This is a genomic window from Actinomadura spongiicola (assembly GCF_003432485.1).
GTDB lineage: Bacteria > Actinomycetota > Actinomycetes > Streptosporangiales > Streptosporangiaceae > Spirillospora > Spirillospora spongiicola.
In genome coordinates this window covers 75,888-102,360 of sequence record NZ_QVNQ01000004.1, presented here as the reverse complement: position 1 = coordinate 102,360, position 26,473 = coordinate 75,888, and the positions used below count along the sequence as shown (strand labels likewise).

The following is a 26,473-nucleotide window of genomic DNA, read 5'->3' as shown; positions in this document are numbered from 1 at the left end:
CGACGGTGAGCCACCGGCCGAGGACGGGCGCACGTTGGGGGGCGCGGGTTGCGACGCCTCACCGGTCGACGGCTCAGGTGACCCGAACGGCGGCGGCGTCTGGCGTTCGCCCGATGTCGGGCGCCCTGTCTCGGCAGTTGGTGGTTCGGGTGGGCGGGGTGGCGCCCAACTTGACGGTGAGCCACCGGGCGATGGGGGGCGGGTGTGGGGGGTCCACGGTTGGGAGGCCAGGGGGTGGTCGGGCGGGGTCGGGTCGGACGGTGTGGGCGGTTGCGGTGGGGGCTGGACGGGTTGCCAGTCCGTGACGGTCGGTTCGGGTCTGGGGGTGGAGCTTCTGCCCGCCACGTGGACGTCCTCCGGGTAGGGGCCGGGAGGTGGCGTCGGGTCGGGGTCCGGGGTGCCGGGGTCCTCGGGGTCGGGGCTACGGTCACGCGGGCCGAATCTCACGTGTCGATCCTGCGCTCAGATCAAGATCATGGGCAAGGTCATCGGTGGCTTTGTGATGGGCCGAAGAGGGTGGCGCACAGGGATTCGAGGTCGTCCTCGGCCGGGAGGACGACGAGCGCGAGGTCCGGGGAGCGGTCGAGGCGGAGTCGGACGGCCACCTCGCGGGGGGACGGGTCGTCGGCACCCTCGGCCGCGGCGATGTCGCGGAGGCCCACGGACACGATCTCGGGGAGGTCGATGACGGACGGCTGGTCGACGCGCAGTTCGTCCAGCCAGAGTTCGAGGACGCGGAGCGCGAGGCCGTTGAGGAGGCGGCCCCACTCCACCACGAGGGCGGGTGGGACGTCCTCGGTCTGGAGTTCGGGGAGGCCGTATCGGGCGAGGCCCCTGGTGCTGAAGAAGAAGCCGCGTGGGCCGGACCTGTGCGGGAGGAGCATCCAATCGGTGAGCCGGACGGTGCCGTCCGGGCCGGGCAGGGAGCGTTCGAGGTGGCTTAAGACGAGGACCTGGGGGGTGAACACGTCGATGACCGGGGTGGCCAGGGCGGCCGCGACGGCGCCGGCGACCGCGCGGGCCGACCATTCGTGCGCGGGGGGATGGCCCGGACGGTAGGCGGCGCGGACGGCGAGGAGGTGGGCGGCGGTGTCGATGGCCGCCAGGTCGGAGGTGGCGGTGCCGTAGGCGGCGAGGAGGTCGCGGGGCAGCGGTGGGAAGTCCGCCGTCGGGCGCTGGTCCAGGGTGAGCATGGGGCTGTCGAGCATGGCGAGGACACGGTCGCGGAGCGGGGGGGCAGTGCGTCGGGCCACCTCGTCGCGGGCCAACTGGGCGGGGTCGGTGATGGGCTCGGGAAGCGCCACGGCGTAGGTGCCGTAGAGCGTTTCCGGAACGGGCAGCGTAAGTTTCTCACCCAACTGTTCCCCCGTGGGGCCTCGGCGCATGTCAACGATATCGATGAGACCGGACGGGCCCGGAGAAAACTAACTGGCGCGAATGGGACAATTGGCTCGCATGGCCGACATGCGGTCGCTATCCCGGCGGGCGCGGTCTGGGGAAGTCGTGTTCGAACCAGACGACCTTGCCCCGTTCGGCGCGGTGCGTTCCCCAGCGGGACGACAGGTGGCTGACCAGCTGGAGCCCGCGGCCGGACTCGTCGGTGGCGTCGGCGTGGCGGAGTCTCGGCAGGTCGGCGCCGTCGTCGTAGACCTCGCAGAGCAGGTTCAGGCCCTTGATCAGGCGGAGATCGATGGCGCCCGCGCCGTGGACGAGCGCGTTGGTGACGAGTTCGCTGACGAGCAGCTGGACGGTGTCGGTGAGCGTTTCGAGGTTCCACTCGGCGAGCTTCCCGGCGACCTGCGAGCGCACCCACGGAACGGTGCTCGGCTCCGGGTCGAGGGACCAGGTGCCGACGTCGTCCTTGGGGATCCCGTCGAAGCCGACCGCCACGATGGCGATGTCGTCGGCGGGCGTGGACGCGGCGAGGCCGTCGAGGAGGGAGTCGCAGGTCAGGTCGAGGTCGGTCGTCGCGTCGACGAGGCGTTCCCGCAGTTCGGCGAGGCCCTGTTCGATGTCGCGGTCGCGGCGTTCCAGCAGGCCGTCCGTGCACAGGACGAGCTGTGCCCCGTCCTCCACCTCGATCTCCATCGCCTCGAACGGCTCGCCGCCGACACCGATCGGCACACCGGACGGGAGCGGCAGGACGCGGCTGTCGCCGAGCGCCGACACCAGGACGGGCGGCACGTGCCCGGCGTTGGCGAGCGTGCAGCGCCGCTCGACCGGGTCGTACACCGCGTACAGGCAGGTGGCGAGGTAGCCCTCGCCGAGGCGGCGGGCGAGGCCGTCGAGCTGGCGCAGCAGCCGGGCGGGCCGCATGTCCTCGGCGGCGAGGGTCCGGACGGCGGTGCGCAGCTGGCCCATGATCGCGGCGGAGGTGAGGCCGTGGCCCATCACGTCGCCGACGACGATGCCGAGCCGGCAGCCGGGCAGGGGGATGGCGTCGAACCAGTCGCCGCCGACGTTGACGGCCTGCTCGGCGGGACGGTAGCGGTATCGGACGCGGGCGCCCGCGACGTCCGGCGGGTCGTCGGGCAGCATGCTGCGCTGGAGTTCCTCGGCGACCTGGACCTCGCGCCGGTACAGGCGGCCGTTGTCGATGCACAGCGCGGCGCGGCGGGCCAGCTCGTCCACCATGGCGAGGTCGAGGTCGCCGAACGCGGGCCGGTCGGGTTTGCGGAGCAGTTTCAACGTGCCGAGCACCCGTCCCCGCGCGATCAGCGGGACGACCAGCAGCGCCCGGCCGGTGAACAGCGGACGCAGGTCGCGGTCGCCCAGCAGGGCGGACAGCTCGGCGGCCCGTTTGGCCCCGACGCGCGGGATGTGGACGGGACGTCCCGTCCGCATGGCCTGGACGAACGGGTTGGCGGGCGGCAGCAGCAGGGGCTCGCCCGCGGGGACGGCGTCGTCCCAGCGTCCGGGCTCGTCGTTGTGGACGACCGCGACGCGGCGCATCTGCGTGGTCTCGTCGATCTGGGCGGCGGGCGGCGCCGAGTCGGTGGCGACGCATTCGAGCAGTTCGACGGCGGCGTAGTCGGCGAGGCGCGGCACGAGCACCTCGGCCAGGGTCCGGGCGGTCTGCAGGTGGTCGAGCGAGCTGCCGATCTGCTGTCCGGCCTCGCCGAGATAGGTCAGGGGTTCCCGCACGGCCATCGTCTCCAATCCCTTCTCAGGGCACGGACTCGGGTCGGGGGGCGGGCGCGTCGCGTCCGGGCGTGAACTTTGGGACGGCTGCGGACGTGACGTGGCGGAGCCGGGGTTCGGAACGGGCGTCGCACGTCCCGTGTAGGGGACGATCGGCAGCGGGACGGTCACCCCGAGCGAGACGGCGGGGCAGCCGAGGCCGAGCACCCGCGAGGCGAGCCATTCGGACATGGCGGCCCCGACGCCCGGCATCAGTTCGGCCAGGCGGGCGGCGAACGGCCCGGCGTAGGGAGCGGAGGCGGGCTCCACGGACGGTGTGGCCAGCACGGGTTCGACACGCAGGAGCCGCGCCCCGGACGCGCGCCGGGCGCACCCGTCGGGCGCTTCGACGGGCTGGTCGCCGATGGTGACGCCGGGACCGTCCGTGCGAAGCCTGCGCAGGTCGGCCGCCAGGGCGAGGACGCGGACGTCCCGGTTCCCGTCGCCCGGCGCGTTCCGGCCGCCGCACGGGGCGCCCGCCTCGATCGGGTACACCCACCAGGCGACCTCGACGGGCTCGCCGTTGTCGACGCGGGGAACGGTGCAGGCGCCGCACCACACATGTCCGAAGATCTCCGGCTCGAAGACGCCGCGGACCTCGGGCGGCAGCCGCAGCAGCAGACCGAGTGGGCGGCTCACGGCCTCGCGCCGTCCGACGCCGAACAGGTCGGTCGCGGTGTCGTCCCAGTGGGCGATCCGGCCGTCGTCGTCGAGGGTGATGGCCGCCATCCGGGCGACACCCAGCAGGTCGGCGATGACCACGCGGTCTCCCTCCTCCAGAGTGAGGGCAAAGGCGCTCCCGGCAACTCTTGGTAAAGGAGACGTTACCTCGTGTAAGCGGATCGTCGCTGGGAGTCCGCGGAACTCGTCCGGCCGGAGGTGGCCGCTCCGTCATGGACCGGGCGCGCGAGGGGCCAGGAGTGGCCAGGGCGGAAAGGCGGTTTCGGCGGTTCGCCTGCTCGTGACCGGCGCCGAGCCCCCGTGGCCGACCCCGGCAATGACCGAATGCGGCATAAGGCACTAAAGGCCCATTGACACCCTTCTTTCCTCGGCAGAAGATCACGCGACCCCCCGTTGTGATCGCCGTCAGGGAGGCGCCATGTCGCGCACGCTGTTCCGACATCGAAGACTCACCCCCCTCCTCGCCGCCGCCGCGCTCCTGCTCGGAACGCTGGCGGCGACTCCCGCCGAGGCGGCCCCGAGACCCCCGGGCGCGGGCGCCGCGGTCGACGTCTACGCGGCCGACCTCGACGCGGCCCAGGTGAAGCTGTTCAACGCCGCCGGTCTCGATCGCGAGGACGTCCGGTTCTCCAAGAGCAAGAAGAAGGGCGGCGTCCACGTCGAGGCCGTCATGAGCGCCGCCCAGGCCGCCGCGCTCAACCGGCACGGCCTCGGCCTCACCGTGAAGAAGGTCGGCGGCAAGGACGCCAGGCAGCGCGCCAAGGCGGCCGCGCCCAAGGTGTTCCGCCCCTACACCGGCCCCGGCAACCTCCGCGAGGAGCTGCTGAAGGTCGCGGCCGACCACTCGTCCATCGCGTCCGCCGTGGACATCGGCGAGACCGTCCAGGGCAAGCCGATCACCGCCGTCCGGGTCACCAAGGACGTGGCACGGCACAAGCGGACCGACAGGCCGGTCGTGGTCTACCAGGCCGCGCAGCACGCCCGCGAGTGGATCACGCCGGAGATGGTGCGCCGGCTGCTGCACCACTATGTCGAGGGCTACGGCGAGAACGCCGAGATCACCAAGATCATCGACTCGACCGAGCTGTGGTTCGTCCCGGTCGTGAACGTCGACGGCTACGACCTGACGTTCACGGAGGGGTTCCGGCTCTGGCGCAAGAACGTCCGCGACAACGACGGCGACGGCCAGATCACCGGCGCGGACGGCATCGACCTCAACCGCAACTTCCCCCACAAGTGGGGCTATGACAACGAGGGCTCCTCGCCGCAGCCCGCCAGCCAGACCTACCGCGGCAAGTCGCCGGCGTCCGAGCCCGAGACCCGGGCGCAGATGAACCTCTACAAGCGGCTCCGCCCGGCCTACCTGATCAACTACCACTCGGCCGCGGAGCTGCTGCTGCACGGGGTCGGCTGGCAGGCGCTGACCCGCAGCCCCGACGACGTGATCCACGACGCGCTGCTCGGCGACATCGACCACCCGGCCGTCCCCGGCTACACCCCGGAGCTCGGCGCGCAGCTGTACACCACCAACGGCGACACCGACGGGCAGGCCGACAACCACTACGGCGCCCTGTCGATCACGCCGGAGATGGCGACCTGCGTGACGGCCTCGCGGTCCGACCCGGACGACGAGTGGGAGCCCGAGAACTGCGGCAGCGTCTTCGAGTTCCCGGACGACGAGACGCTCGTCCAGAAGGAGTTCCAGAAGAACCTGGCGTTCGCCCTCGCGGTCGGCAAGTCCGCGCAGAACCCGGACGAGCCCGTCTCCCCCGTCGGCCGGACCACGCCCGACTTCGAGACCGACGCGTTCACCACGTCGTACGGCGGCTCGCAGGAGGTCGCCTCGGTGATCCGCAGGTCGTTGAGCCACAAGCAGCTGCACTACCGGATCAACGGCGGCCGCGAGCAGACCACCCGCGTGCACGAGTGGGACGGCGGCGAGCGGTACGGCGACGAGAACGACCTCTACTACGGCGAGTTCCGCGGCCAGGTCAGACGGCAGAAGCCCGGCGACAAGGTCGAGGTGTGGTTCAGCGGCAGGAAGGACGGCATCCGCGTCGTCGAGAGCAAGCACTTCACCTACACCGTCCGTGACCAGCAGAAGGCCGATGTCCTGATCATCGCGGACGAGGACTACACCGGAATCAATCCGAAGTACCCGGCCGGGACGAACAAGCCCCGCTACGCCCAGCAGTACGCCGACCTCGTCAAGTCCGCCAAGCACAAGCCGCTCGTCTGGGACATCGACAAGGACGGCGTCCCGCATGACCTCGGCGTTCTGGGCCACTTCGACGCGGCCGTCTGGTACCTGGGCGACAACCGTCTCACCCAGGACCCCGCCGACGACCCGGTGAAGACCTACCTCGGAGACCAGCCCGACTCGCAGGTGGCCGACCGCGCGAAGGACCTCGTCCTGTCGGTCCGCTCTTACCTGAACGAGGGCGGGAAGCTCCTGCACGCCGGTGAGACGACCGGATACTACGGCCCGGTCAGCCGTCTCAACGGCGGAGGCATCTTCTACGGCCTGAAGGGGCACCCCGAGAAGCCGTGCGTGGTCACCAGCAATTTCCGTGACGACTGCGAGCTGCTGTCGGACGACTTCTTCCAGTACTACCTAGGCGCCTATGACAGGCAACTCGTCGGCGCACCGACCGCGTTCACCGGTACCGACACCCCGTACAAGAACCTCACCTCGAAACTGACCGGGACCCCGTCCAACCCCCTGAACGAGGCGGGCGGATTCCAGGTCACCTCCACCGTCCTGCCCAAGGACGACTTCCCGCAGTTCAAGAGCTGGAAGGCGGGCGACTACACCGGCGCGGCCGCGCCCACCGAACCCATCGAGGGCCAGTGGTACGTGGCCGGGGCGCACGAGGACGCCAGCTATCGGCGACTGACCCGGACGGTCGACCTGTCCACGGTCACCGCCGCGCAGGCGCCGACCCTCCAGGCCCAGCTCTCCTACAGCACCGAGACGGGTTACGACAACATCATCGTCGAGGCGCACACCGCCGGGGCCGAGGACTGGACCACGCTGGCCGACAAGAACGGCCGGACGAGCACCAACGTCCCGACGGATTGCGAACAGGGTTACCTCCTGGCCATGCACCCGTTCCTCGGCCACTACCTGACCGGGGGCAATCCCTGCCGCAACACCGGGACGTCGGGCCAGTGGAACGCCATCACCGGCAACTCCAACGGCTGGGTTCCCGTCGCGTTCGACCTGTCCGCCTACGCGGGCAAGAAAGTCGAGGTGTCCATCTCCTACGTGAGCGACCCCGGATCCGGCGGAACGGGGCTGTTCATCGACGACACGAAGATCACCACGTCCGGCGGGCAGCCTGAGGCCGAAGGCTTCGAATCCGGTCTCGGCCCGTGGGCCGTCAAGGGCGCCCCGCCCGGAAGCCCCGGGAACACGACCGAGTTCGTCCGCGCGCAGGCACAGATCGACGCCGTCTCGGCGGTCGCGACCAGGGACACCGTCCTGCTCGGCTTCGGCGTCGAGCAGGCCGCGGACCAGCGCGCCCTGATCGCCAGGGCACTCGACCACCTGCTCGACTGACCCGACGACCCCGGAGAACGGACACCGGGAGCCCGGCCACGCCGGGCTCCCGGGCCCGGGTCCCCATACCGCAAGATCAGTTAACGGCGCAGCAGCATGTGATGAACGACACGTGGTCAGACGCAACCATTCACGCCCTCCCCCGCGTCTTACAAGGCAGGAAGACCACCGGTGGGTGGAATCTTTCTGATCGAGCACGGCCCGCGACGTCCCGCAGAACGGGGTCGCCCTGGCACAGCCGATCCGACGCACGAGCCTCGACCCGACCCTCGAACGAGGCCGCACGCGAACCCGCCGGGAACGGTGGCACGTATCACCTGACGGTGGGCGGCTCGTCCGCCCGGTCCGCGCGTGCCCCCGAACACGCGCCAGAAACCGGTACGGCCACGGGCCACTATCCACGGGGAGCGAACGATGACCGCTGTCACCATCCGCCGCGACGCCAAGAACCGCGACACCGAGAACAACGCGACCATCGAGAGCACGCGACGCTACGAGCGCGACGTGCTGCCGCTCGCCGACCCGCTGTACGTCAGCGCGGTCCGCATGACCCGCAACAGTGCGGACGCCGAGGACCTCGTCCAGGAGACCCTGGCCAAGGCGTACGTGAACTTCCACCAGTTCCAGGAAGGCACGAATCTCAAGGCCTGGCTGCACCGCATCCTCACCAACAACTTCATCAACACCTACCGCAAGAAGCAGCGCGAGCCCCAGCGGGCCGGTTCCGAGGAACTGGAGGAATGGCAGATCGCCCAGGCCGAGGCCAGCTCGTCCGGTTTCCGGTCCGCGGAGTCGGAGGCGCTCGACCGCATCCCCGACGCCGGGATCGCCGCGGCCCTGCGCGCCCTGCCCAAGGACTTCCGCGACGCCGTGTACCTCGCCGACGTCGAGGGGTACCCCTACAAGGAGATCGCCCAGATGATGGGCACGCCCATCGGCACGGTCATGTCCCGACTCCACCGCGGCCGCAAGCAGCTCCGCGAAGCCCTCTCCGACCACGTGCTCGCCGCCTGAGCCCCCGTCCTCTCTGAGGATCCGGAAAGACGCGATCCCGCAGGTGCCCCGTGCTTGCGGGATCGTCCTGTTCGGTGCATGAGGGGTTGTCCACCGGGTACCGAGAGCGAAACTCATCCGGTCATCCACCAACCCCAACCCATCGTCGTAACCACGCAGCAGCCCGACGCCCGCGATCGGCCACCTCGCCGGGCGTGACGAGGCGATGCCGGCGATCGCCCGCGTTTCTCGACGATGGAGGCCCGTCAGGGCCTAAAGAGGAGAGAAATGCCATGAACAGGGTCCGCGACGTGATGACGGCCAAGCCCCATACATTGCCGTTGGACGCGACGCTGTACGAGGCCGCCCAGGTCATGCGGGACCATGGCATCGGGGACGTGCTGGTCACCTATGCCGGACGGCTCTGCGGCCTGATCACCGATCGTGACATCGTGGTCCGAGCCGTCGCGGAGAGCCGTGACACTTCTCTCACTCCCCTCGGGGACGTGTGCACGGCCGAACTGACCACCCTGCGGCTCGACGACGACACCGTGACGGCGGCGCGGCTGATGGTCGAACAGGCCGTGCGGCGGCTTCCCGTCGTGGACGACGAGCAGCGTCCGGTCGGAATCGTGTCCATCGGTGACCTGGTCCTCGCCGACGGGGAGGACGGCCCGCTGAGCAAGATCAGCAAGGCGCCCCCGAACAACTAGCGCGGCGCACGCGTAGAGTCGTAAGGGTGACACCCACCGAAACGGTCCTGACGGACCAGCTCGCGTTGGAGATCGCCCGGCTCGGAATGGTCGGGGAGTCGTCCGACATCGGCACCCTGCACCGGGTGACGGAACTCGCCTCGCGCGCCGTTCCGGGGTGCGCGGGGGCGGCGAGCGTGCGCTGGGCGTTGCCGGACACGGCCGGAAACGATCCGGGGTCGGCGCTCGGGCTGCCGCCCGACCCGTCCCGGGAGATGCCGCGCGTTCCGGCGCAGACGCCCGCGCCGGAGGTGTTCCCGCCGGACGTCCCGGCGCCGGAGGAGACCCGTCCCGAGCCGCTGGCCGCCGCGGCCAGCCATCCCGACCTCGCCGAGGTGACCGACCGGCAGTTGTCCCGCGGCCACGGACCGATCTTCGACGTGGTGCTGGACCGCCGGACGCTGTCGTCGGACGACATCCTCGGGGAGACCCGCTGGCCGGAGGCGATGTCCGACATGCTCCGCCGCGGGGTGCGATGTTTCACCACGACCCCGCATCTGAACCCGCCCGTCCTGGTCACGCTCACCCTGTACGGGGTGACGCCGAAGGCGCTGGGGCACGACCGGCACGCGCTGGCGTCCCTGCTGATCGCGCAGGGCACCGCCGCGGTCAGCAACACCCAGCAGTACGACGACGTGCACCGCACCGCCATACAGTTGCAGGAGGCGGTGGAGGCACGGGCCATCGTCGACCAGGCGAAGGGCATCCTGATGCACGCGCTCGGATGCGACGCCGACGAGGCGTTCGCCGAGCTACGGCGCATCTCACAGACACGTCACGTGAAGCTCACCGCGCTCGCCCAGCGTATCGTCGGTCACCAGGGGCTTCCCTAGGCCAGATATCTAGGCGCATACGGGTGCGGCGCATAAGCTGCGCACTGCCGGACCGCGGAAGGCGGCCCGGTGATCTCCGGTCCCGGAAGGGCGGAGGCCGCCCTGGCTCCGCCATGTGGCTGGATGAGAGGGAGACCAGATGCACGATCGGCCCGACCAGCTCGAACCCGAGTCCCTGATGCGGGAGATCTCGGACCTCGAAGGGCGCATCGGTGAGCTGCGCCAGGCCGCGGGCGTGCCCGAACCCGACCTACGGGTCACGCTGGACGCGGCGCTGGTCGAGTTGGAGCTGGCGCTGACCGTGCTCCGGACGATGGGCGGCGAGCACATCGGCGAGCAGGGCGGGTCGGCGGCGGCGGAGAACGAGCGGCGGGTCCTGCGGACCGTCTTCCAGGACGCCCCGGTGCCCCTGTTCCTGCTGGACCGCAACACGAGCGTGCGGCGGGTCAACCGGCAGGCGGCGATGCTGCTCGGCACGTCGTCCGGATATGTGTCGGGTAAACAGTTCACTGCGTTCTGCGACATGGCGACCCGTGCGGCGGTGCGGTCGCAACTCGCCGCGGTGGTCCGGACGGGCCGCCGCCGCCGCGTCCAGGTCCGTTTCCTGGGCCGGGACCGTCCGGTGGACGCGGTGGTGACGTTCGCCCGCGTGTGGATCCGCGGCGAACCCGATCCGATGGTCATGGTGGCCGCCGGTTCTACGAACACCCCCACCGACGACACGTCCGCCCAGGACGGGCAGGACCCTGCGCGCTCCCCGCGGGCGAAGGTCGCGCAGACCAGGGGCGCACAGGGCGGGCCGCCCGACGACGAGGCCGTCGCGACGATCGTGCACCGGATGGACGTCCTCGCGACCGCCAGCGAGCTGCTGCTGGACGAGCCGGTCTTCAACGAGACGGTGGCGGTCCGGCGGTGCGCCCGGCTGCTGGCCGCCGAGCTGGCCGACTGGGCGTTCATCGACCTGACGGTGCCGAGCGGCGGCGGCCCGGCGGGGGCCGCGCCCACCGGCGCCCACGTGGCGGGCAAGATCCCGCTACGCCGGCAGGTCGTGATGGGCCCCGAGGACGAGCATTCCGTGGAGGCCGCGCGGACCCTGGAGGAGGTCGACCCGGTCGACGGGACGCTCCCGCACACCGTGTTCGTCACCCGGCAGAGCGCGCTGCGACCGCATGTGGAGAGCCTCGACGTCCTCGGCGTCTGCCCGGACGGCCAACCGGTCTGCGGCAAGATCGGCGCGACGTCGGTGCTGAGCGTCCCGATCGAGGACGGCGACCGCGCCATCGGGACGATCACGTTGGCGGCGAGCGGCGAGTACGGCCCGTTCGACCTCATGGACCTCGGCGTCGTCCAGCGCCTCGGCCGCTATCTGGCCCTGGTGATCAGGGCGGCGCGGCTCTACCGGCGCCGCGCGGAGGTCGCGGAGACGTTGCAGGCCGGGCTGCTGCCGCGGGTGCTGCCGACCATCGAGGGGGTGACCGTGGCCGCGAAGTACCTGACGGCGACGCACGGCTCGGAGGTCGGCGGCGACTTCTACGACGTGTTCCGCACCGAGAACGGCTGGGGGCTCATCCTCGGCGACGTGTGCGGCAAGGGCGAGGACGCGGCGGCGGTGACGGCGACGGCCCGGCACTGCGCGCGGCTGGCATCCCGGTGGCGATCGCGGCCCGGGGACGTGCTCGGCATCGTGAACGAGGCGCTGCTGGACGAGGACCGCTTCGTCACCGCCGTCATGGCCGGGTTGACGGTGGAGACGGAGAAGGTCATCGTGTCGCTCGGCACGGCGGGCCATCCCCCGGCGATCGTGGTCCGCGCGGACGGCGTGATCAGGACGGCGTCCCGTGGCGGTGTCCCGCTCGGCCTGTTCGAGGACTTCGAGCCGGGCCTCGACACGGTCGATCTCACCGCGGGCGACACGCTGATCCTGCATTCGGACGGCGTCCTTGAGGCGTGCGACATGATGCGGCAGGAGTTCGGGCAGGAACGCCTCCTGGAGACCCTCGCGGCGCACGCGGGCGACACCCCGCAGGGGATGCTCGCCGGGGTGGAGCGGGTGCTGCTGGAGTTCTGCGACGGCGACCTTCGCGACGACGTGTCGATGCTGGCGATGCGGGTGGAACCACCGTCCCTTACCTGATAGATGTCCGATTTGCAGGGTAGATCTTTTCCCATGACCGTGGATCCTGCGGACAAGCCCCGCAACGAGACCGAGCACGAACGTCTCGACCGACAGTTGATGGAACTCCTCCAGGGGTTCCGCGTCGCGGTCACCGGTGTGCAGGTTCTCTTCGCCTTCCTGCTCACCGTGCCGTTCTCCGCGAACTTCCACGAGGTCGACGGCCCGGGGGTGACGTTGTTCTACATCGCCCTGTTCGGTGCGGCGTTCGCCTCGATCTGCTTCATCGCGCCCGTGTTCCAGCACCGGATCCTGTTCCAGCTCGGGCAGAAGGCGCTGCTGATCCGCCGCGCGAACCGGTTCGGGATCCTCGGCGCGTTCGCGCTCAGCATCTCGATCACCGCGGCGACCACGCTGATCGTCGAGTCGCTGGAGGAGAAGGCGGCCCTGACGGTCGTCACGATCGCGGTCGTCCTGCTGCTGTCCGGATGGGCGTGGTTCGTCCAGCCCTATCTGACACGGCGAGCCGCGAACCGCAGACTACAGAACGACGACACCTGACCGGCACGGCCGGCGGCCGGTACCGGGTCAGGGGTCGCCTACCGCAGGGACCGGTTCGGTCGGACGGGTCGGTCGGACGGTGCGGTCGGACGGTTCGGTCAGTACGCGCGGCCGAAGATGACGCGCCTGCCGTAGGCGGACGGGCTCCCGCACTTCACGCACGTGCCCGTCTCGTCGGGCGCGTCGGCCGGGATGACCCGGGGCGTCGCGGCGGTCTCGGCCTTGACATCGTCCTCGCACGCGGTGGCGCCGCAGTGGAACGCGCGGGCCCACCCGGACGCGACCTGCGCGACGAACGCGTCCCAGCCGTCCACGACGGCGGTGTTCTCCTCGCGGAACGCCTCGGCCCTGGCCAGCAGGAACGACTGGAAGTCGGCGAGGATCCCGGGGAGCAGCTCGGGCAGCTTGTCCAGCGGGATCTGCTCCTTGCCCTGCCCCTCGACCGTCGGCAGCCGCCGGACGAGGGTGGCGACACCGCCGTCGATGTCCCGCTTGCCGAGTTCGACGCGGACCGGGACGCCGCGCATCTCCCATTCGTTGAACTTGAACCCCGGGGAGAGCTGCGGACGGTTGTCGTCCACGTGCACCCGGATGCCCATCGCCCTGATCGCCGCGCCCAGCCTGCGGGCCTCGGCCGCGGCCTGCTCGCCCTGCTCCTTGCGCCCGATCGGGACGATCACGACCTGGTACGGCGCGAGCCGCGGCGGCAGGACGAGGCCCTTGTCGTCGCCGTGCGTCATGACCACGGCGCCGAGCATCCGGGTCGTCATGCCCCAGGACGTGGTGTGCGCCGGCGTCAGCTTGCCCGCCTCGTCCTGGTACTGGATCTCGAAGGCCTTGGCGAAGTTGGTGCCGAGGTAGTGCGACGTCGCGGCCTGGAGGGCCCGGCCGTCCCGCATCATGGCTTCGAGCGTGTAGGTACGGACGGCACCGGCGAACCGCTCGCCCGGCGTCTTCTCCCCCGGCACGACCGGCATCGCCGCGAGTTCCCTGGCGACGCCCGCGTAGGCGTCCAGCGCCCACATCGTCTCGCGCATCGCGTCGTCCTCGTCGGCGTGCGCGGTGTGGCCCTCCTGCCAGAGGAACTCGGTCGTGCGCAGGAACAGCCGGGGCCGCATCTCCCACCGGACGACGTTCGCCCACTGGTTCAGCAGCAGCGGCAGGTCGCGGTGCGAGTCGATCCACTTGGCCATGTACTCGCCGATGATCGTCTCGGAGGTGGGCCGGACGACCAGCGGCTCGTCCAGCTCCTTGCCGCCCGCGTGCGTCACGACGGCCAGCTCCGGCGAGAAGCCCTCGACGTGCTCCGCCTCACGCTTGAGGTAGGACTCCGGGATCAGCGACGGGAAGGACACGTTGTCGTGCCCCGCGTCCTTGATCCGCCGGTCCAGGTCGGCCTGGAGCAGCTCCCACACCCGGTAGCCGTACGGTCGGATGACCATCGTGCCGCGCACCGGTCCGCGGTCGACGAGCTGCGCCTGCACGACCAGCTCGTTGTACCAGGCGGAGAAATCCTCACTCTGCGGCGTCACACCTTCTCGACTCACGGCCATAGGGTACCGACTGCCGCCAGAGGCCCTGACGCTTTTCGCCGCGCATCGGCGCCTTCGCTACTCTCGCGGGATGCGCTGGTCCCAGATGTTCGCGCCCACGCTCCGTGACGATCCGGCGGAGGCCGACGCGCCGAGCCACCGGCTGTTGCTGCGCGCGGGCTACATCCGGCAGCTCACCGCCGGGCACTACTCTCTGTTGCCGCTCGCCGTCCGCGTCCGGGCCAAGATCATCGCGATCGTCCGGGCGGAGATGGACGCGATCGGCGCGCAGGAGATGCTGCTGCCCGCCCTGCACCCGGCCGAGCCGTGGCAGCGGTCCGGCCGCTGGGACCTGATGGGCCGGGAGATGTTCCGCCTCCGGGACCGGCGCGGCGCCGACCATGCCCTCGGCATGACGCACGAGGAGATCTTCGCGACGGTCGCCGGGGAGCTGAACTCCTACCGGCAGCTTCCGCAGAGCTGGTACCAGTTCCAGACGAAGTTCCGGGACGAGCCGCGCCCCAAGGGCGGCCTCATGCGGACCCGCGAGTTCACCATGAAGGACGCCTACAGCTTCGACATCGACCGTCCCGGCCTTGACGCCTCGTTCGACGCCTACCACGGCGCCTACACGCGGATCTTCGACCGGCTCGGCATTCCGGCGCTGCCGTGCGAGGCGTCCAGCGGCACGATGGGCGGCTCCGGCTCCACCGAGTTCATGTGCCCGTCCGACGTCGGGGAGGACCATCTCGTCCACTGCGCCGCCTGCGGCTACGCGGCCAACATCGAACGCGCGACGTCCGTCCTGCCCGCCGTCTCCGACGAGCCCGGCCTCCCGACCCCCGAGCGTTTCGACACCCCGGGCGTCCGCACCATCGAGGACCTGCTGGCCTACGACGCGCCCGCCGACCGCCAGATCAAGACCCTCGTCTACATCTTGGACGGGACGCTGACGCTCGTCCTTCTCCGCGGCGACCACCCCCTCAACGAGCAGAAGCTCGTGGACGCGACGGGCGCGACCGCGTTGCGCGCCGCCGACCCGGCCGAGATCCGGGACGCCCTCGGCGCGCTACCGGGCAGCCTCGGCGCGGTCGGCGTGTCGCTCCCGGTGATCGCGGACGAGGCGCTGCGCGGCCGCCGGGCCATGTTCACCGGCGCGAACACCGACGACGTCCACCTGCGCGGCGTCGACGTCGACCGCGACATCGACGTCGGCCTGTGGGCGGACCTGCGGGAGGTCGCGGCGGGCGAGCGCTGCGTCCGCTGCGGGGAGCCCCTGGAGATCCAGCGGGCCATCGAGGTCGGCCACATCTTCAAGCTCGGCGACCGCTACGCCCGCGCGCTCGGCGCCGAGGTCCTCGCGGCGGACGGCCGCCGCGTCCCGGTGATCATGGGCAGTTACGGCATCGGCGTCGAACGCGCGATGGCCGCGATCGTCGAGAACCACCACGACGACCGCGGCATCGTCTGGCCCCTGTCCGTCGCCCCGTTCCAGGTCGTCGTGGTGGCCGCGCAGTCGGACGACTCCGAGGTCGCCCAGGCCGCCGAGGACGTCTACACGGCCCTCACGTCCACCGGCGTCGAGACGGTCATCGACGACCGTTCCGAACGAGCGGGCGTGAAGTTCCGCGACGCCGAACTGACCGGCATCCCGTTCCGTGTCACCGTGGGCCGCCGGGGCCTCGCCGACGGCACCGCCGAGGTCACCACGCGTGCCACCGGCGACACCGTCAAGGTTCCTCTGGCGTCCGTTTCCTCGCACGTCCGCTCGCTTCTCACGGGCTGAGCCCGCCGGACCGCGAGCCGCCACGACCGCCGGTGACCGGGGCCGCGACCGGATCGCCGGTGGCGGTCCGGGCGGGCCGGGCCGGGCGTGCGCGTGGGAGGACGAACGCCAGGAGGCCCCCCGCGATGGAGGCGGCGCCGCCGACCCACATCGCCGTGCGGAGACCGTCCGCGACCGCGGGGAGTTCGGGCGAGCCGCCGAGACCCGCCGTGGCGACGGCCACCAGGACGGCGAGTCCCGCCGCGCCGCCGAGTTGCTGCGCGGTGGTGGCGACGGCGGAGGCGATCCCGGCCTCGGTGGGGCGGACGCCCGAGGCGGCGCACACGAACATCGCCGGGAACGTGACGCCTCCGCCGACGCCCCAGATCACCACGCCCGGCAGGAGCGCCCAGTAGGAGGCTCCGGTCGACATGGTCACCGCGAGCACCACCATGCCCGTGCCGTTGACGGCCATCCCCGCGAACAGCGTCATGCGAGGACCCCAGCGGACGAGCAGCGCCCCGGCCAGCCGCAGCGACGCGGCCATGGAGATGAGCGTCAGCGGGACGAAGGCGAGCCCGGCCTCCAGCGCCCGGTACCCGAGCACGTTCTGCATGTAGGTGGTGAACAGGAAGTACGCGCCGCCCAGGGCGCTCTGGAAGACCAGGATCACGCCGATCGCCACCATCAGCGCACGGTTGGCGAACAGCCGCGGCGGCGCCAACGGGTCCGTCGTCCTCGCCTCGACCAGGCCGAACACCGCGAGCAGCAGCGCACCGGCGGCCAGGGCCCCGAGGCCGCGCGGGGACCACCAGCCGGCTTCCGGGCCGCTGACCAGGCCGAACACCAGCAGCGCCGATCCGACGGTGGCCAGGACCGCGCCGGGAGCGTCGAACCCGCCGCGCGTGGACGCGTGTCGAGCGTCCGGCGGCAGGAGCGCCGGGGCGAGCGCGGCGGCGGCCAGCGCCAGCGGGACCAGGACGAACAGCACCGAGGCCCAACCCCACGCCTGGGTGAGCAGGCCGCCGAGCAGTGCCCCGGCGGCGAGTCCGCCGCTGCCCGCCGCGCCCCACACGGCCATGGCGCGGGTCCGTGGCGGGCCCTCCTGGAACCGCGTGTTGATCAGCATCAGGGTGGCCGGTGACAGCAGCGCGCCGCCCAGCCCCTGCGCCGCCCGCGCGGCGATGAGGACGCCGGGCTCGGTGGCGAAACCGCCGACCAGACAGGCCAGCCCGAAGATCACTGAGCCGAGGACGAACACGCGCCGCCCGCCCAGCCGGTCGGCGAGCCGTCCGCCCAGCAGCAGGAAACCGCCGTAGGCGACCGCGTACGCGCTGACGACCCACTGGAGGGACCGCGCGGAGAAGCCCAGCGCGTCCCCGATGTCGGGCAGCGCCACGTAGACGATGTTGTAGTCGACCGCGACGACGAACTGGGCGAACGCCAGCAGCGCCAGCATGGGGCCGGTGCGTCTCACGACGCGACCTTCAGCGCGCCGCCGTCCAGCAGGTGATCGCTTCCGGCGACGCTGCGGGCGCGGTCGGAGGCCAGGAACGCGACCAGGTCGGCGACCTCCTCGGGCTCGATCACCCGCCCGGTCGTCATCCCGGCCGAGGCGGGGATTCCGGTGAGCAGCACGGCGGCGTCGGTGCCGTAGGCGGTGGCGAGGGCGTCCCAGAACGCGGTGCGCACCGGCCCCGGCGACACGGTGGTCGTGCGTACGCCCCGCGGTCCGAACTCCTCGTCCAGCGCCTTGCCCAGGGCGGTCAACGCGGCCTTCGGAACGCTGTAGTCGACCGTCCCGGCACCGGGCGCGCGGGCCACCACGGACGAGATGTTGATGACGGTGCCCCGCCGCCGGAGGAGGCTCGGCATCGCGGCGCGGGTGACGCGCACCGCGCTGAAGAAGTTCCGGTCGAACGCGTTCCGCCACATCGCGTCGTCCGCGCTCAGGAAGCCGCCGACGGCGAAGGTGTCACCGCCGCCGACGTTGTTGACCAGCACGTCGACGTCTCCGAGTTCCGCGACCGCCCGCTCGACGAGGAGCGTGGCGCCCTCGTCGGTGGTCAGGTCCGCCTCGACGACGAGGGCGCCGGTCTCCTTCAACTCGGGCGTGACGGTACGGGCGGCACCGGTGACGCGGACGCCCTCGGCGGTGAGCGCGCGCACGATCGCGAGCCCGATCCCGCGACTGGCACCGGTGACCACGGCGGCGCGACCCGACAGACCCAGATCCATGAAAATCCCCTTCATGAAGATTACGCCGTCCAAAAACTGAACGCCGTGTAGTAACTGCATGGGGATTAGATCCTGAACGCTGTAGGCTGTCAAGCGTGAGTGAGCAGACGCCGCGCCGCCGCGCCCGGCTGCGGGCCGAGACCATCGCCGAGATCCGCGGGATCGCGTTGAAGCTGATGGCCGAGGGCGGTCCCGGCGCGATCTCGCTGCGCGCCATCGCCCGCGAGATGGGCATGACCGCGGGCGCCATCTACGGCTATTTCCCGACCCGCGACGACCTGGTCACCATGCTGATCCAGGAGGTGCACACCTCACTGGTCGACGCCGTGGAGCGGGCCCGCGACAACGTCCCGGCCGACGATCCCGGCCGCCGGATCATGGCCTGGGGGCTGGCCTTCCGCGAGTGGGCGCTCGCGAACCCCCAGGGCTTCCGGCTGATCTACGGCGATCCGGTGCCCGGTTACCGGCCGCCCGAGGGTGGCGCCGCGCCCGAGGCCGAGCAACGCACCTGCATGGGGTTGACCGGCCTGGTCGCCGCCGCCTGGCCGCGGACCGAACGGCTCCGTCCCGCCGACGCCTACGACTGGGACGACTTCGACTCCGCCCTGGTCACGAAGGTCCGCGCGGAGTTTCCCGGCCTGCCCCCGGGGGCCGTCGGTGAGGCGCTGCGCATGTGGGGCCGCCTGCACGGTCTGCTCTCCCTGGAGATCTACGGCCATCTCAGCGGCCAGACCCCCAATCCCGCCAAGATCTACCGCGCCGAGATCGGCAACCTGGTGCACTCCCTCGGTCTCCCCGTCCCGGAGTAGTCCCCCGACCGAAATTCGATTGACGCGGTGGTCGGCCGTTTCCGAGACTCGGCGCCATGGGACACGTCGAGGTCGGTCACGTGCGTCATGTTCTGCCGGACGGCCGCGTCCTGCTGGACGACGTGTCGTTCCGCGTCGGGGAAGGCGCGGTCGCCGCGCTCATCGGCCCGAACGGCGCGGGGAAGACGACGCTTCTACGGTTGATCGCCGGGGACATCGCCCCGCAGGACGGCACGGTCGCGCACAGCGGCGGGCTCGGCGTGATGCGACAGTTCATCGGGGGGATGCGGGACGACTCGTCCGTCCATGACCTGCTGCTTTCCGTCGCGCCGCCCCGGGTCCGCGAGGCGGCGGCCGCGGTCGAGGCGGCCGAACTGGCGATGATGGAACGCGACGACGAACCGACCCAGCTCCGCTACGCCACGGCCCTGTCCGGGTGGGGCGACGCGGGCGGCTACGAGATCGAGGTCCTCTGGGACGCGTGCTGCGTCGCGGCCCGCGGGATCTCCTACGACTCCTGCCGGTGGCGCGAGGTGCGCACGCTGTCCGGCGGCGAACAGAAACGCCTGGCCCTGGAGGCGCTGCTACGCGGCCCCGACCAGGTCCTTCTTCTGGACGAGCCCGACAACTACCTCGACGTGCCGGGGAAGCGATGGCTTGAGGAGAAGCTGCGGGAGACGTCCAAGACGGTCCTTCTCGTGTCCCACGACCGTGAACTCCTCGACCGTTCCGCCGACCGCATCGTCACCGTCGAGGCGTCCCGCGTCTGGATCCACGGCGGCCGTTTCTCCACCTACGCCGCCGCCCGCCGCGACCGCAACGAACGCCTGGAGGAACTGCGCCGCCGCTGGGACGAGGAACACGCGAGGCTCAAGGAGTTCGTCAACAACCTCAAGGTCAAGGCGACCACGAACGACTCCTTCGCGTCCCGCTACCGCGCTGCGCAGACCCGCCTGCGCAAGTTCGAGGAGGCGGGCCCGCCGGAGATCCCGCCCCGCGACCAGAGTCTGAAGATGCGCCTGCGCGGCGGCCGTACCGGCAAACGCTCGGTGATCTGCGAGAACCTCGAACTGACCGGCCTGATGAAGCCGTTCGACACCGAGATCTGGTACGGCGAACGCGTCGCCGTCCTGGGCTCCAACGGTTCGGGCAAGTCGCATTTCCTGCGGCTTCTCGCCACCATCGCCGAGACGCTTCCGCGCGGCGCGACCCCGGCGGCGCCCGTCGCCCACACCGGCACGGCACGTCTCGGGGCGCGCGTCGTCCCCGGCCTCTTCGCGCAGACCCACGCCCGGCCGGACCTGGCCGGACGTACCCCGTGCGAGATCGTCATGACCGAGCACGCCCGGCTCCGCGACAACGCGATGAACGACCTGGCCCGTTACGAACTCCAGCACTGCGCGGAACAGCGCTTCGAGACCCTTTCCGGGGGTCAGCAGGCCCGTCTCCAGATCCTTCTCCTGGAACTCGGCGGCGCCACGCTCCTCCTCCTGGACGAGCCCACCGACAACCTCGACCTGGCCAGCGCCGAGGCCCTCCAGGAGGGCCTGGAGTCCTACGAGGGCACCGTCCTGGCGGTGACGCACGACCGCTGGTTCGCCCGCTCCTTCGACCGCTTCCTGGTCTTCGGCGCCGACGGGTCCGTCTACGAGTCCCCGGAACCGGTCTGGGACGAGGCCCGGGTGTCCCGTCCTCGATGAGGACGCGGGGCACGTCGCCTCCGGAACGGTCCGGAACGCGCGGGCGGAATTCGGCGACGGTTCACGCGCCGGTCGGCGAAACGTAAGATCCTTCTCAGCGGTCAAGACCAGAGGAGCCGACCATGCCCCCATCCGGTGCCACCCCCGGCGGCTCATCCGCGCACCCCGCCCCCCGCCTGCCCGAGGACGTCCAGGCACGCTTCCGGACCGACATCCCCTCCCCCGCGCGGACGTGGAACTACTGGCTGGGCGGCAAGGACAACTACGAGGTCGACCGGGCGGTCGGCGACGCCACCGCGGCACTGCATCCCGAGATCTTCCAGGAGGCCAGGGAGGGTCGCCGGTTTCTGAGCCGCACCGTGAAGTACCTGGCGACCGAGGAGAACATCCGCAACTTCCTCGACATCGGCGCCGGGCTGCCCACCGAGTCCAACACCCATCAGGTCGCCCAGCAGGTCGCGCCCGACTCACGGGTCGTGTACGTCGACAACGATCCGATGGTGCTCGTGCACGCGCGGGCCCTGATGCGCGGAACCACGCCGGAGGGCGTCACCGGCTACCTCGACGCCGACTTCCACGAGCCGCGGCGGATCCTCGAGGAGGCCGCGAACGTCCTGAACTTCAACCGGCCCATCGCGGTGATGTTCATGGGCGTCCTGGGGTTCTGTCCGGACTACGAGACGGCCAGGCAGATCGTGGCCGACACGATGGCGGGCGTGCCGTCGGGCAGCTTCCTCGTCGTGTGGGACTCCTCCGACACGTCCGAGCAGGCCAGGCGCAGCACCGAGAAGTACGCCGAGTCCGGAGCGCAGCCGTACACCCTGCGCAGTCCCGAGCAGATCGAGGGGTATTTCGACGGTCTGGAGATGCTGGAGCCGGGCGTCGTCTCGGTCTCCCACTGGCGGCCGGACCCCTCCACGGGCGAACCCCCTCACGTCCACGGCTACGGCGGGATGGCCCGCAAGTCCTGACGCGGGCGCCTTGTACGGGTTCGACCTCGCGTGATGCCCCGCCGTGTTTCGCCGGAGACGGATAAAGTGCCCGGGTGCGGGTGGTTCACGGGGGCGGCGCGGGGCACAGGGCCGCCTATGTCGCTTTCGATCGGTTTCCGTCCAGCAAGGGCTCGGCGGTGCACATCGCGCAGATGGCCGACGAGCTGTTCACCCGGTTCGGGGGCGGGCTGCTCGCCGTGATCGGCGGCGCCGACCTGCCCCGGTACCAGCGGGAGGGGACGCGGGAGGTCGCCCGCTTCGACACGCCGGTGCCGAACCTTATCGACCGGGCCGAGGCGTTCTCCCGGTGGGTCGCGGGCCATCTGGAGCCGCACCGCGACACCCTGGAGGTCTGCCACGTCCGGGATCCGTGGAGCGCTCTACCGGCCGTCGCGGACGGCCGCCGCCACCGCGTGCTGTACGAGGTCAACGGGCTCCCGTCGATCGAGATGGCGCACACCTGGCCGTGGGCCGCGCCCGGGACGCTCGCCAAGATCCGGGACCTGGAGCGGTTCTGTCTGGAGCGCAGCGACGCGGTCGTGGTGCCCTCGGCGGTGATCGGTGCGGCCGTCCGGCGGTTCGGCGTCCCGGAGACGAAGATCCACCTCGTGCCGAACGGCGCGGAGGTCCCCGGACCGGCGGAGCGTCCCGTGGACGCGCCGGAACGCTACATCGTGTACGTCGGCGCCTTGCAGCCCTGGCAGGGCCTGGACGTGCTGATGCGCGCGTTCGCGCGGCTCGCCGACCTCGACGGTCTGCGGCTCGTGGTGTGCGCGTCTGTCCCCGAGCGGCGGGCGAAGCCGGTGCGGCGGCTGGCCGAGCGGCTCGGAATCGCCGACCGGGTCGACTGGCGGTTCACGCTGCCGCACTCCGAGGTGGCGGCGTGGCTCGCGCACGCGGAGGTGTCCGTGGCGCCGCTCACCGGCTGCGCCCGCAACCTCGACCAGGGCTGCGCCCCGCTGAAGGTCATCGAGTCGATGGCGGCGGGCGTGCCGGTGGTGGCGTCCGATCTTCCGGCGGTGCGGGAACTGATGGCGGACGGCGTGCACGGACGGCTCGTCCCGGCCGACCGTCCCGCCGAACTGGCCAGGGCCGTCCGGATCCTGCTGGAGTACCCGGACGAGGCCGCCGCGATGGGACGACGCGGCCGCGAACGCGTCGAGCGGGGCCTCACCTGGGCGCGGTCACGGGCCCTGCTGGCCGAGGTCTACCGTACGATCGCGCCGTCGGATCGATAGGTGGTTCGCGATGTTCTGGCGTAAGCAGAAGGCCGCCATCGAGCGGTTCCACCCGCTGCACCGGGCGCTGATCCTGGACCGCGCCTGCGCGGTGTCGCTGCGGCGGGACGACTGGGAGCCGGTGATCCAGAGCCTCGCGCGGCACGGCGCCGAGGTACGGAGACGCCGATGGCGGTTGCCGAAGCGGGTCCCGGGCGTCCTGGTGCCGATGCTGCGGATCCTCGCCGCCGACATGCCGCCCGACGGGGTGCTGTCGGTCGCCGCGGACATGCGGGGTTCCGGCGTCCCGGAGAAGAAGGGGCCGGAGCAGCACGTGCCCACCCGGCCGCCGATCTCGGCGATGCGGCAGTGGTACGTGGTCGACCCGTGGCTGCGGATGCGGGCGGAGCTGCGCGACGGCAGCGTCGTCGAGCTCGACGTGACCGACCGGATCCGGAATCGCCGGTACCGCAAGAACGCACGCGGAAAGGTCAAGCTCAAGAGCAAGTCGAAGACGGTACAGATCGTGCGGGTCACCCGGCGGTTGGCGAAGGACGCGGTCGTCCGGCCGCCCGCCGCGCCGCCGCCCCGCTGGATCAGGGTGCGGGTCAAGCGGGGCGCCCGGATGGTGATCCGCGCCAACGGCAAGTTCCCCGGACCGCTGGAGGACCAGGCCATGATCGACCGGATCCTGCACGTGTCGACGGAGCCGTTCCGGTGGACGCCGCCGGGCACGGCGGCGAGGAGGGCCCGGTGACGGTGACCCGCTGCCATGTGACCACCGGGTTCTTCGTGCTCGGCCGCTGCGGGCAGGCGGCCGCCGCGTCGTGCGCGCGGTGCGTCCGTCCCGTCTGCGCCGCGCACGCCGGACCGGGCGGGCTGTGCCCCGAGTGCGCGGCCGCGCAGGGCTACGGGACGCACGACCCGCACGAGCCGTCGTGGACGGCCGGATACCGCCGCCACTACTACCAGAGCAGCTCCCACGCCTACGCCGACGCGACCTGGTACGCGTCGTTCGACGAGTACGACCGTGGGGCGTTCGACCCGGGCGACGACTACGCGCACGGCGGCGACTGGGGGCCGGACGACGACACGGGATTCGTGGACAGTTGATGCGCCGCGTCCTGTGGATCACCGAGCACTATCCGCCGAGCCGGGGCGGCATGTCCCAGTCGTGCGACCGGATCGTCCGGGGGCTGCGCGGCGCGGGGGTCGAGGTCGACGTGGCGCACCTGACGCGCCGTGCCCAGCCGTGGGGCGTCACGCGCGAGCACGGCGGGCGGCTCGTCACGGCGCCGCTCGGCGACGACACCGAGAACGCGCTGCGGCGGCTGTGGACGACCCTCACCGCCGAGGACCTCACCGGCTACGACCACGTCGTCGCGTTCGGCGGCGTGTACGCGCTGCTCGCCGCGCCCGTCCTGTCCGCGCTGCTGGACGCTCCGCTGGTCACGCTGCTGCGCGGCAACGACATCGACGTCGGCGTGTTCTCGATGCGGCGGCGCGGCGTGCTGGCGGACGCGCTGCGCGCCTCGGCCCGCGTGTGCGTCGTCGCCCGCTCGCACATTCCGCTGGTGACCGCGCTCGCGCCGGGCGCGGCGGTGACGTTCGTCGCGAACAGCGTCGACACCGCGCACTGGCGGATCCTGCCGTCCGAGCGGAAACGGGGTCTGGCGTGGCGGGACGAGCACGTCCGTGAAGGGCGTCGCACGATCGGGCTCATCGGGCAGCTCAAGGTCAAGAAGGGCGTCGGGTTCTTCCTGGACGCGCTGGCCGCGTCCGGGCACGCCGAGACGTTCCATCTGCTGCTGGTCGGCGAGGTCGAGGAGTCCGTGACGGAGTGGCTCGGCGCCCGCGAGGACTCCGTGCCGCACTCGTTCCTGCCGTTCCTCGACCGCTACGAGCTTCCCGCCGTGTACGCGAGCTGCGACCTGGTCGCCCTGCCGTCGTTCTACGACGGGATGCCGAACGTGGCGCTGGAGGCGGCGGCGCTCGGCGTGCCGCTGATCGCCTCGGACGGAGGCGGGCTCGCGGACGTCGCCGACGACGAGATCGGCTTCGTGTTCCGGGCGGGCGACGCGCACGCCTGCCGCGCGGCGATCGACCGGGCCGCGCGGGCGGACGACGCGGAACTCGCGCGGCTCGGCACCGACGCGGCGGAGCGGATCCGGCGCGACTTCACCCCGGCCGCGGAGACCGCCGGGTACCTCGCCGTCCTCGACGCGGTCCGTTGATCGCCTGCTACGCGGCCGGGGACGGGCTCGGGCATCTGACGCGCCTGCGCTCCGTCCTGCACACGCTGCGCCGGGACGGTCCCGTCACCGTGGCGACGACCTCCCCGTTCGCGGCCGATCCGCGCGTCACGGGCGGCTGGCGCGTCGTGCCGTCCCTCGACGGCGTGGACGCCGACGAGGTGATCGTCGACGCCTTCCCCGCCGGACTGAGGGGCGAGCTGACGAGCGTCCCGCCGGGAGCGCGGGTCACCCATCTGGCGCGGTCGCTGCGCTGGGAGGCCTACCGGCCGCTGCTTCCCGCCGACCCGCCGCGTTTCGACCGCACGTTCGTCCTCGAACCCCTGGACCCCGCGCACCACGCCTACCTGGGCGCGGTTTCCGATGAGGTCGTCCCGCTGACGCTCGTCGATCCACCGGTGGAGCCGCTCGACGTGGACGGCTGGCTCATCGTCCACAGCGGGCCCGACGCGGAGACGCTCGAACTCGTCGCCTACGCGCGGGACATGGCGTCCGTCGAGGGCGTCCGGCCCCCGATGACGCTGGTGTCGCCGCGGAGGCCGGACGGCCTGCCACCGGGAGTCGCGCACCTGGACGCCTACCCGGCCTGCCCGCCGGGCCCGAACGTCGAACGCATCGTCACCGCGGCCGGGTTCAACGCCGTCCGCCAGTACGCTCAGTGGCGAGACATGCACCATATGTTGCCGTTTCCGCGCAGCCTCGACGACCAGTTCGCCCGCGCGTCCCGCGCTAGGCGGGAAGCGTCACCTCGAACTCCACCTCGACGTCGTCGGCGAGCCTGAGGGCCCCGAAGAACGCCGAATACGGCTTGATGCCCCATCGGCTCTGCGTCACGGTGGCGGAGCCGCGCACCACGTCGCCCTCCAGGGCGGCCGTCACCCGGACCGGTTTCACCCGGCCCATGATGGTCAGGTCGCCCTCGATGGCGTCCGTGCCGACGCTCGTCGACGTGAACGTGATCTCCGGGTCTCGCCGGGTCTCCAGGACCTTGCCCAGGGCCTTCTTGATCTCCGCGCGGTCCTGGTCGGTCAGCGGCTTGACGCCGCCGGTGCCCGAGCGGACCTCCAGCCCGTCCAGCGGGACGACCACCTCGACCGACGAGGCGTCCAGCGGTTCGCGGGCCTCGACCGTCGCCGACCAGCGTGTGGCCTCGATGATCAGGTCATGGCCCGCCCGCCGTCCGAGCCCGCTGCGGCCCGTCTTGACCAGCAGGCGGCCGTTGTCCGGTCCCAGCTCGTACGTTCCTTCTCGAACTGCCATCTGTTCACCATGACACGCGTCCCACCAAGAACG

The 26,473-nt window shown here is 71.5% G+C and carries 21 protein-coding genes; 15 read left to right on the top strand and 6 right to left on the bottom strand.

Translation table 11 applies throughout. The features are described 5' to 3' along the window. Positions 1–485 precede the first annotated feature (485 nt). Both D0T12_RS13270 and D0T12_RS13265 read right to left on the bottom strand, forming a co-directional pair. Positions 486–1,358 carry a hypothetical protein gene (locus tag D0T12_RS13270; RefSeq protein WP_233526035.1) on the bottom strand — a complete coding sequence of 291 codons (873 nt, stop codon included), beginning with the start codon at positions 1,356–1,358 and terminating at the stop codon, positions 486–488. Between the two features lie 115 nt (positions 1,359–1,473). After that, positions 1,474–3,942, bottom strand: coding sequence for an ATP-binding SpoIIE family protein phosphatase (locus tag D0T12_RS13265; protein ID WP_117399875.1), 2,469 nt, complete (start codon positions 3,940–3,942; stop codon positions 1,474–1,476). A 337-nt stretch (positions 3,943–4,279) separates the two neighbouring features. Here D0T12_RS13265 and D0T12_RS13260 point away from each other — a divergent pair, with 337 nt between their 5' ends. The 6 genes from D0T12_RS13260 to D0T12_RS13230 all read left to right on the top strand — a co-directional run bounded on the left by D0T12_RS13260 (position 4,280) and on the right by D0T12_RS13230 (position 12,675). Continuing rightward, on the top strand, positions 4,280–7,423 hold the full coding sequence (locus D0T12_RS13260; protein WP_117399874.1) for a M14 family metallopeptidase: 3,144 nt from the start codon (positions 4,280–4,282) through the stop codon (positions 7,421–7,423). Positions 7,424–7,837: 414 nt separating this feature from the next. Beyond that, the gene (locus D0T12_RS13255) at positions 7,838–8,437 is read left to right on the top strand and encodes a sigma-70 family RNA polymerase sigma factor (protein ID WP_117399873.1); all 600 of its coding nucleotides are present in this window, start codon (positions 7,838–7,840) and stop codon (positions 8,435–8,437) included. Positions 8,438–8,709: 272 nt separating this feature from the next. Then, entirely contained in the window at positions 8,710–9,129 is a 420-nt protein-coding gene (locus D0T12_RS13250) for a CBS domain-containing protein (RefSeq protein WP_117399872.1), read from the top strand. A 26-nt stretch (positions 9,130–9,155) separates the two neighbouring features. Continuing rightward, positions 9,156–10,001, top strand: coding sequence for an ANTAR domain-containing response regulator (locus D0T12_RS13240; RefSeq protein ID WP_233526034.1), 846 nt, complete (start codon positions 9,156–9,158; stop codon positions 9,999–10,001). Positions 10,002–10,140: 139 nt separating this feature from the next. After that, a complete protein-coding gene (locus tag D0T12_RS13235) occupies positions 10,141–12,135 on the top strand; it encodes a SpoIIE family protein phosphatase (RefSeq protein ID WP_117399871.1) in 1,995 nt (664 codons plus the stop codon). 33 nt (positions 12,136–12,168) lie between these two features. Then, positions 12,169–12,675: a DUF6328 family protein gene (locus D0T12_RS13230; protein WP_117399870.1), complete on the top strand. Its 507-nt coding sequence runs from the start codon at positions 12,169–12,171 to the stop codon at positions 12,673–12,675. A 98-nt stretch (positions 12,676–12,773) separates the two neighbouring features. Here the strand turns inward: D0T12_RS13230 and proS are convergent, their stop codons facing one another. Then, positions 12,774–14,222 carry a proline--tRNA ligase gene (gene proS / locus D0T12_RS13225; RefSeq protein ID WP_233526033.1) on the bottom strand — a complete coding sequence of 483 codons (1,449 nt, stop codon included), beginning with the start codon at positions 14,220–14,222 and terminating at the stop codon, positions 12,774–12,776. A gap of 76 nt (positions 14,223–14,298) precedes the next feature. Between proS and D0T12_RS13220 the strand changes: the two genes are divergently transcribed. After that, on the top strand, positions 14,299–15,993 hold the full coding sequence (locus D0T12_RS13220) for a proline--tRNA ligase (RefSeq protein WP_117399868.1): 1,695 nt from the start codon (positions 14,299–14,301) through the stop codon (positions 15,991–15,993). Here D0T12_RS13220 and D0T12_RS13215 read toward each other — a convergent pair. Both D0T12_RS13215 and D0T12_RS13210 read right to left on the bottom strand, forming a co-directional pair. Beyond that, complete coding sequence (locus D0T12_RS13215) at positions 15,983–17,449, bottom strand: MFS transporter (RefSeq protein WP_233526032.1); 1,467 nt, start codon at positions 17,447–17,449, stop codon at positions 15,983–15,985. The genes D0T12_RS13220 and D0T12_RS13215 overlap by 11 nt on opposite strands. Next, the gene (locus D0T12_RS13210; RefSeq protein ID WP_117399866.1) at positions 17,446–18,210 is read right to left on the bottom strand and encodes an SDR family oxidoreductase; all 765 of its coding nucleotides are present in this window, start codon (positions 18,208–18,210) and stop codon (positions 17,446–17,448) included. Before D0T12_RS13210 ends, D0T12_RS13215 begins: the two co-directional genes overlap by 4 nt. Positions 18,211–18,305: 95 nt before the next feature. Between D0T12_RS13210 and D0T12_RS13205 the strand changes: the two genes are divergently transcribed. From D0T12_RS13205 to D0T12_RS13170, 8 genes are all read left to right on the top strand, one after another. Beyond that, positions 18,306–19,019, top strand: a complete 714-nt coding sequence (locus tag D0T12_RS13205) for a TetR/AcrR family transcriptional regulator (RefSeq protein ID WP_199487439.1) — start codon at positions 18,306–18,308, stop codon at positions 19,017–19,019. Positions 19,020–19,075: 56 nt separating this feature from the next. Continuing rightward, entirely contained in the window at positions 19,076–20,719 is a 1,644-nt protein-coding gene (locus tag D0T12_RS13200; protein WP_117399865.1) for an ABC-F family ATP-binding cassette domain-containing protein, read from the top strand. Positions 20,720–20,841: 122 nt separating this feature from the next. Continuing rightward, positions 20,842–21,690 (top strand): SAM-dependent methyltransferase, encoded by an 849-nt coding sequence (locus tag D0T12_RS13195; RefSeq protein WP_117399864.1) that lies wholly within the window; start codon positions 20,842–20,844, stop codon positions 21,688–21,690. Between the two features lie 74 nt (positions 21,691–21,764). Further along, entirely contained in the window at positions 21,765–22,949 is a 1,185-nt protein-coding gene (locus D0T12_RS13190) for a glycosyltransferase (protein WP_233526031.1), read from the top strand. Between the two features lie 10 nt (positions 22,950–22,959). Continuing rightward, on the top strand, positions 22,960–23,685 hold the full coding sequence (locus D0T12_RS13185) for a hypothetical protein (RefSeq protein ID WP_117399863.1): 726 nt from the start codon (positions 22,960–22,962) through the stop codon (positions 23,683–23,685). Then, complete coding sequence (locus D0T12_RS13180; RefSeq protein WP_233526030.1) at positions 23,646–24,041, top strand: hypothetical protein; 396 nt, start codon at positions 23,646–23,648, stop codon at positions 24,039–24,041. The genes D0T12_RS13185 and D0T12_RS13180 overlap by 40 nt, the downstream gene beginning before the upstream one ends. Continuing rightward, the gene (locus D0T12_RS13175; protein ID WP_117399862.1) at positions 24,041–25,162 is read left to right on the top strand and encodes a glycosyltransferase family 4 protein; all 1,122 of its coding nucleotides are present in this window, start codon (positions 24,041–24,043) and stop codon (positions 25,160–25,162) included. Before D0T12_RS13180 ends, D0T12_RS13175 begins: the two co-directional genes overlap by 1 nt. Further along, positions 25,159–25,962: a hypothetical protein gene (locus tag D0T12_RS13170; RefSeq protein WP_117399861.1), complete on the top strand. Its 804-nt coding sequence runs from the start codon at positions 25,159–25,161 to the stop codon at positions 25,960–25,962. The genes D0T12_RS13175 and D0T12_RS13170 overlap by 4 nt, the downstream gene beginning before the upstream one ends. Here the strand turns inward: D0T12_RS13170 and D0T12_RS13165 are convergent. Continuing rightward, complete coding sequence (locus D0T12_RS13165; protein ID WP_117399860.1) at positions 25,910–26,440, bottom strand: YceI family protein; 531 nt, start codon at positions 26,438–26,440, stop codon at positions 25,910–25,912. The genes D0T12_RS13170 and D0T12_RS13165 overlap by 53 nt on opposite strands. Positions 26,441–26,473: the final 33 nt, after the last annotated feature.

Coding starts and splice junctions, on each gene's coding strand:
- D0T12_RS13260 (WP_117399874.1), top strand. CDS start 4,280: ATGTCGCGCACGCTGTTCCGACATCGAAGACTCACCCCCCTCCTCGCC.
- D0T12_RS13255 (WP_117399873.1), top strand. CDS start 7,838: ATGACCGCTGTCACCATCCGCCGCGACGCCAAGAACCGCGACACCGAG.
- D0T12_RS13250 (WP_117399872.1), top strand. CDS start 8,710: ATGAACAGGGTCCGCGACGTGATGACGGCCAAGCCCCATACATTGCCG.
- D0T12_RS13235 (WP_117399871.1), top strand. CDS start 10,141: ATGCACGATCGGCCCGACCAGCTCGAACCCGAGTCCCTGATGCGGGAG.
- D0T12_RS13230 (WP_117399870.1), top strand. CDS start 12,169: ATGACCGTGGATCCTGCGGACAAGCCCCGCAACGAGACCGAGCACGAA.
- D0T12_RS13220 (WP_117399868.1), top strand. CDS start 14,299: ATGCGCTGGTCCCAGATGTTCGCGCCCACGCTCCGTGACGATCCGGCG.
- D0T12_RS13210 (WP_117399866.1), bottom strand. CDS start 18,210: ATGGATCTGGGTCTGTCGGGTCGCGCCGCCGTGGTCACCGGTGCCAGT.
- D0T12_RS13200 (WP_117399865.1), top strand. CDS start 19,076: ATGGGACACGTCGAGGTCGGTCACGTGCGTCATGTTCTGCCGGACGGC.
- D0T12_RS13195 (WP_117399864.1), top strand. CDS start 20,842: ATGCCCCCATCCGGTGCCACCCCCGGCGGCTCATCCGCGCACCCCGCC.
- D0T12_RS13185 (WP_117399863.1), top strand. CDS start 22,960: ATGTTCTGGCGTAAGCAGAAGGCCGCCATCGAGCGGTTCCACCCGCTG.
- D0T12_RS13175 (WP_117399862.1), top strand. CDS start 24,041: ATGCGCCGCGTCCTGTGGATCACCGAGCACTATCCGCCGAGCCGGGGC.
- D0T12_RS13165 (WP_117399860.1), bottom strand. CDS start 26,440: ATGGCAGTTCGAGAAGGAACGTACGAGCTGGGACCGGACAACGGCCGC.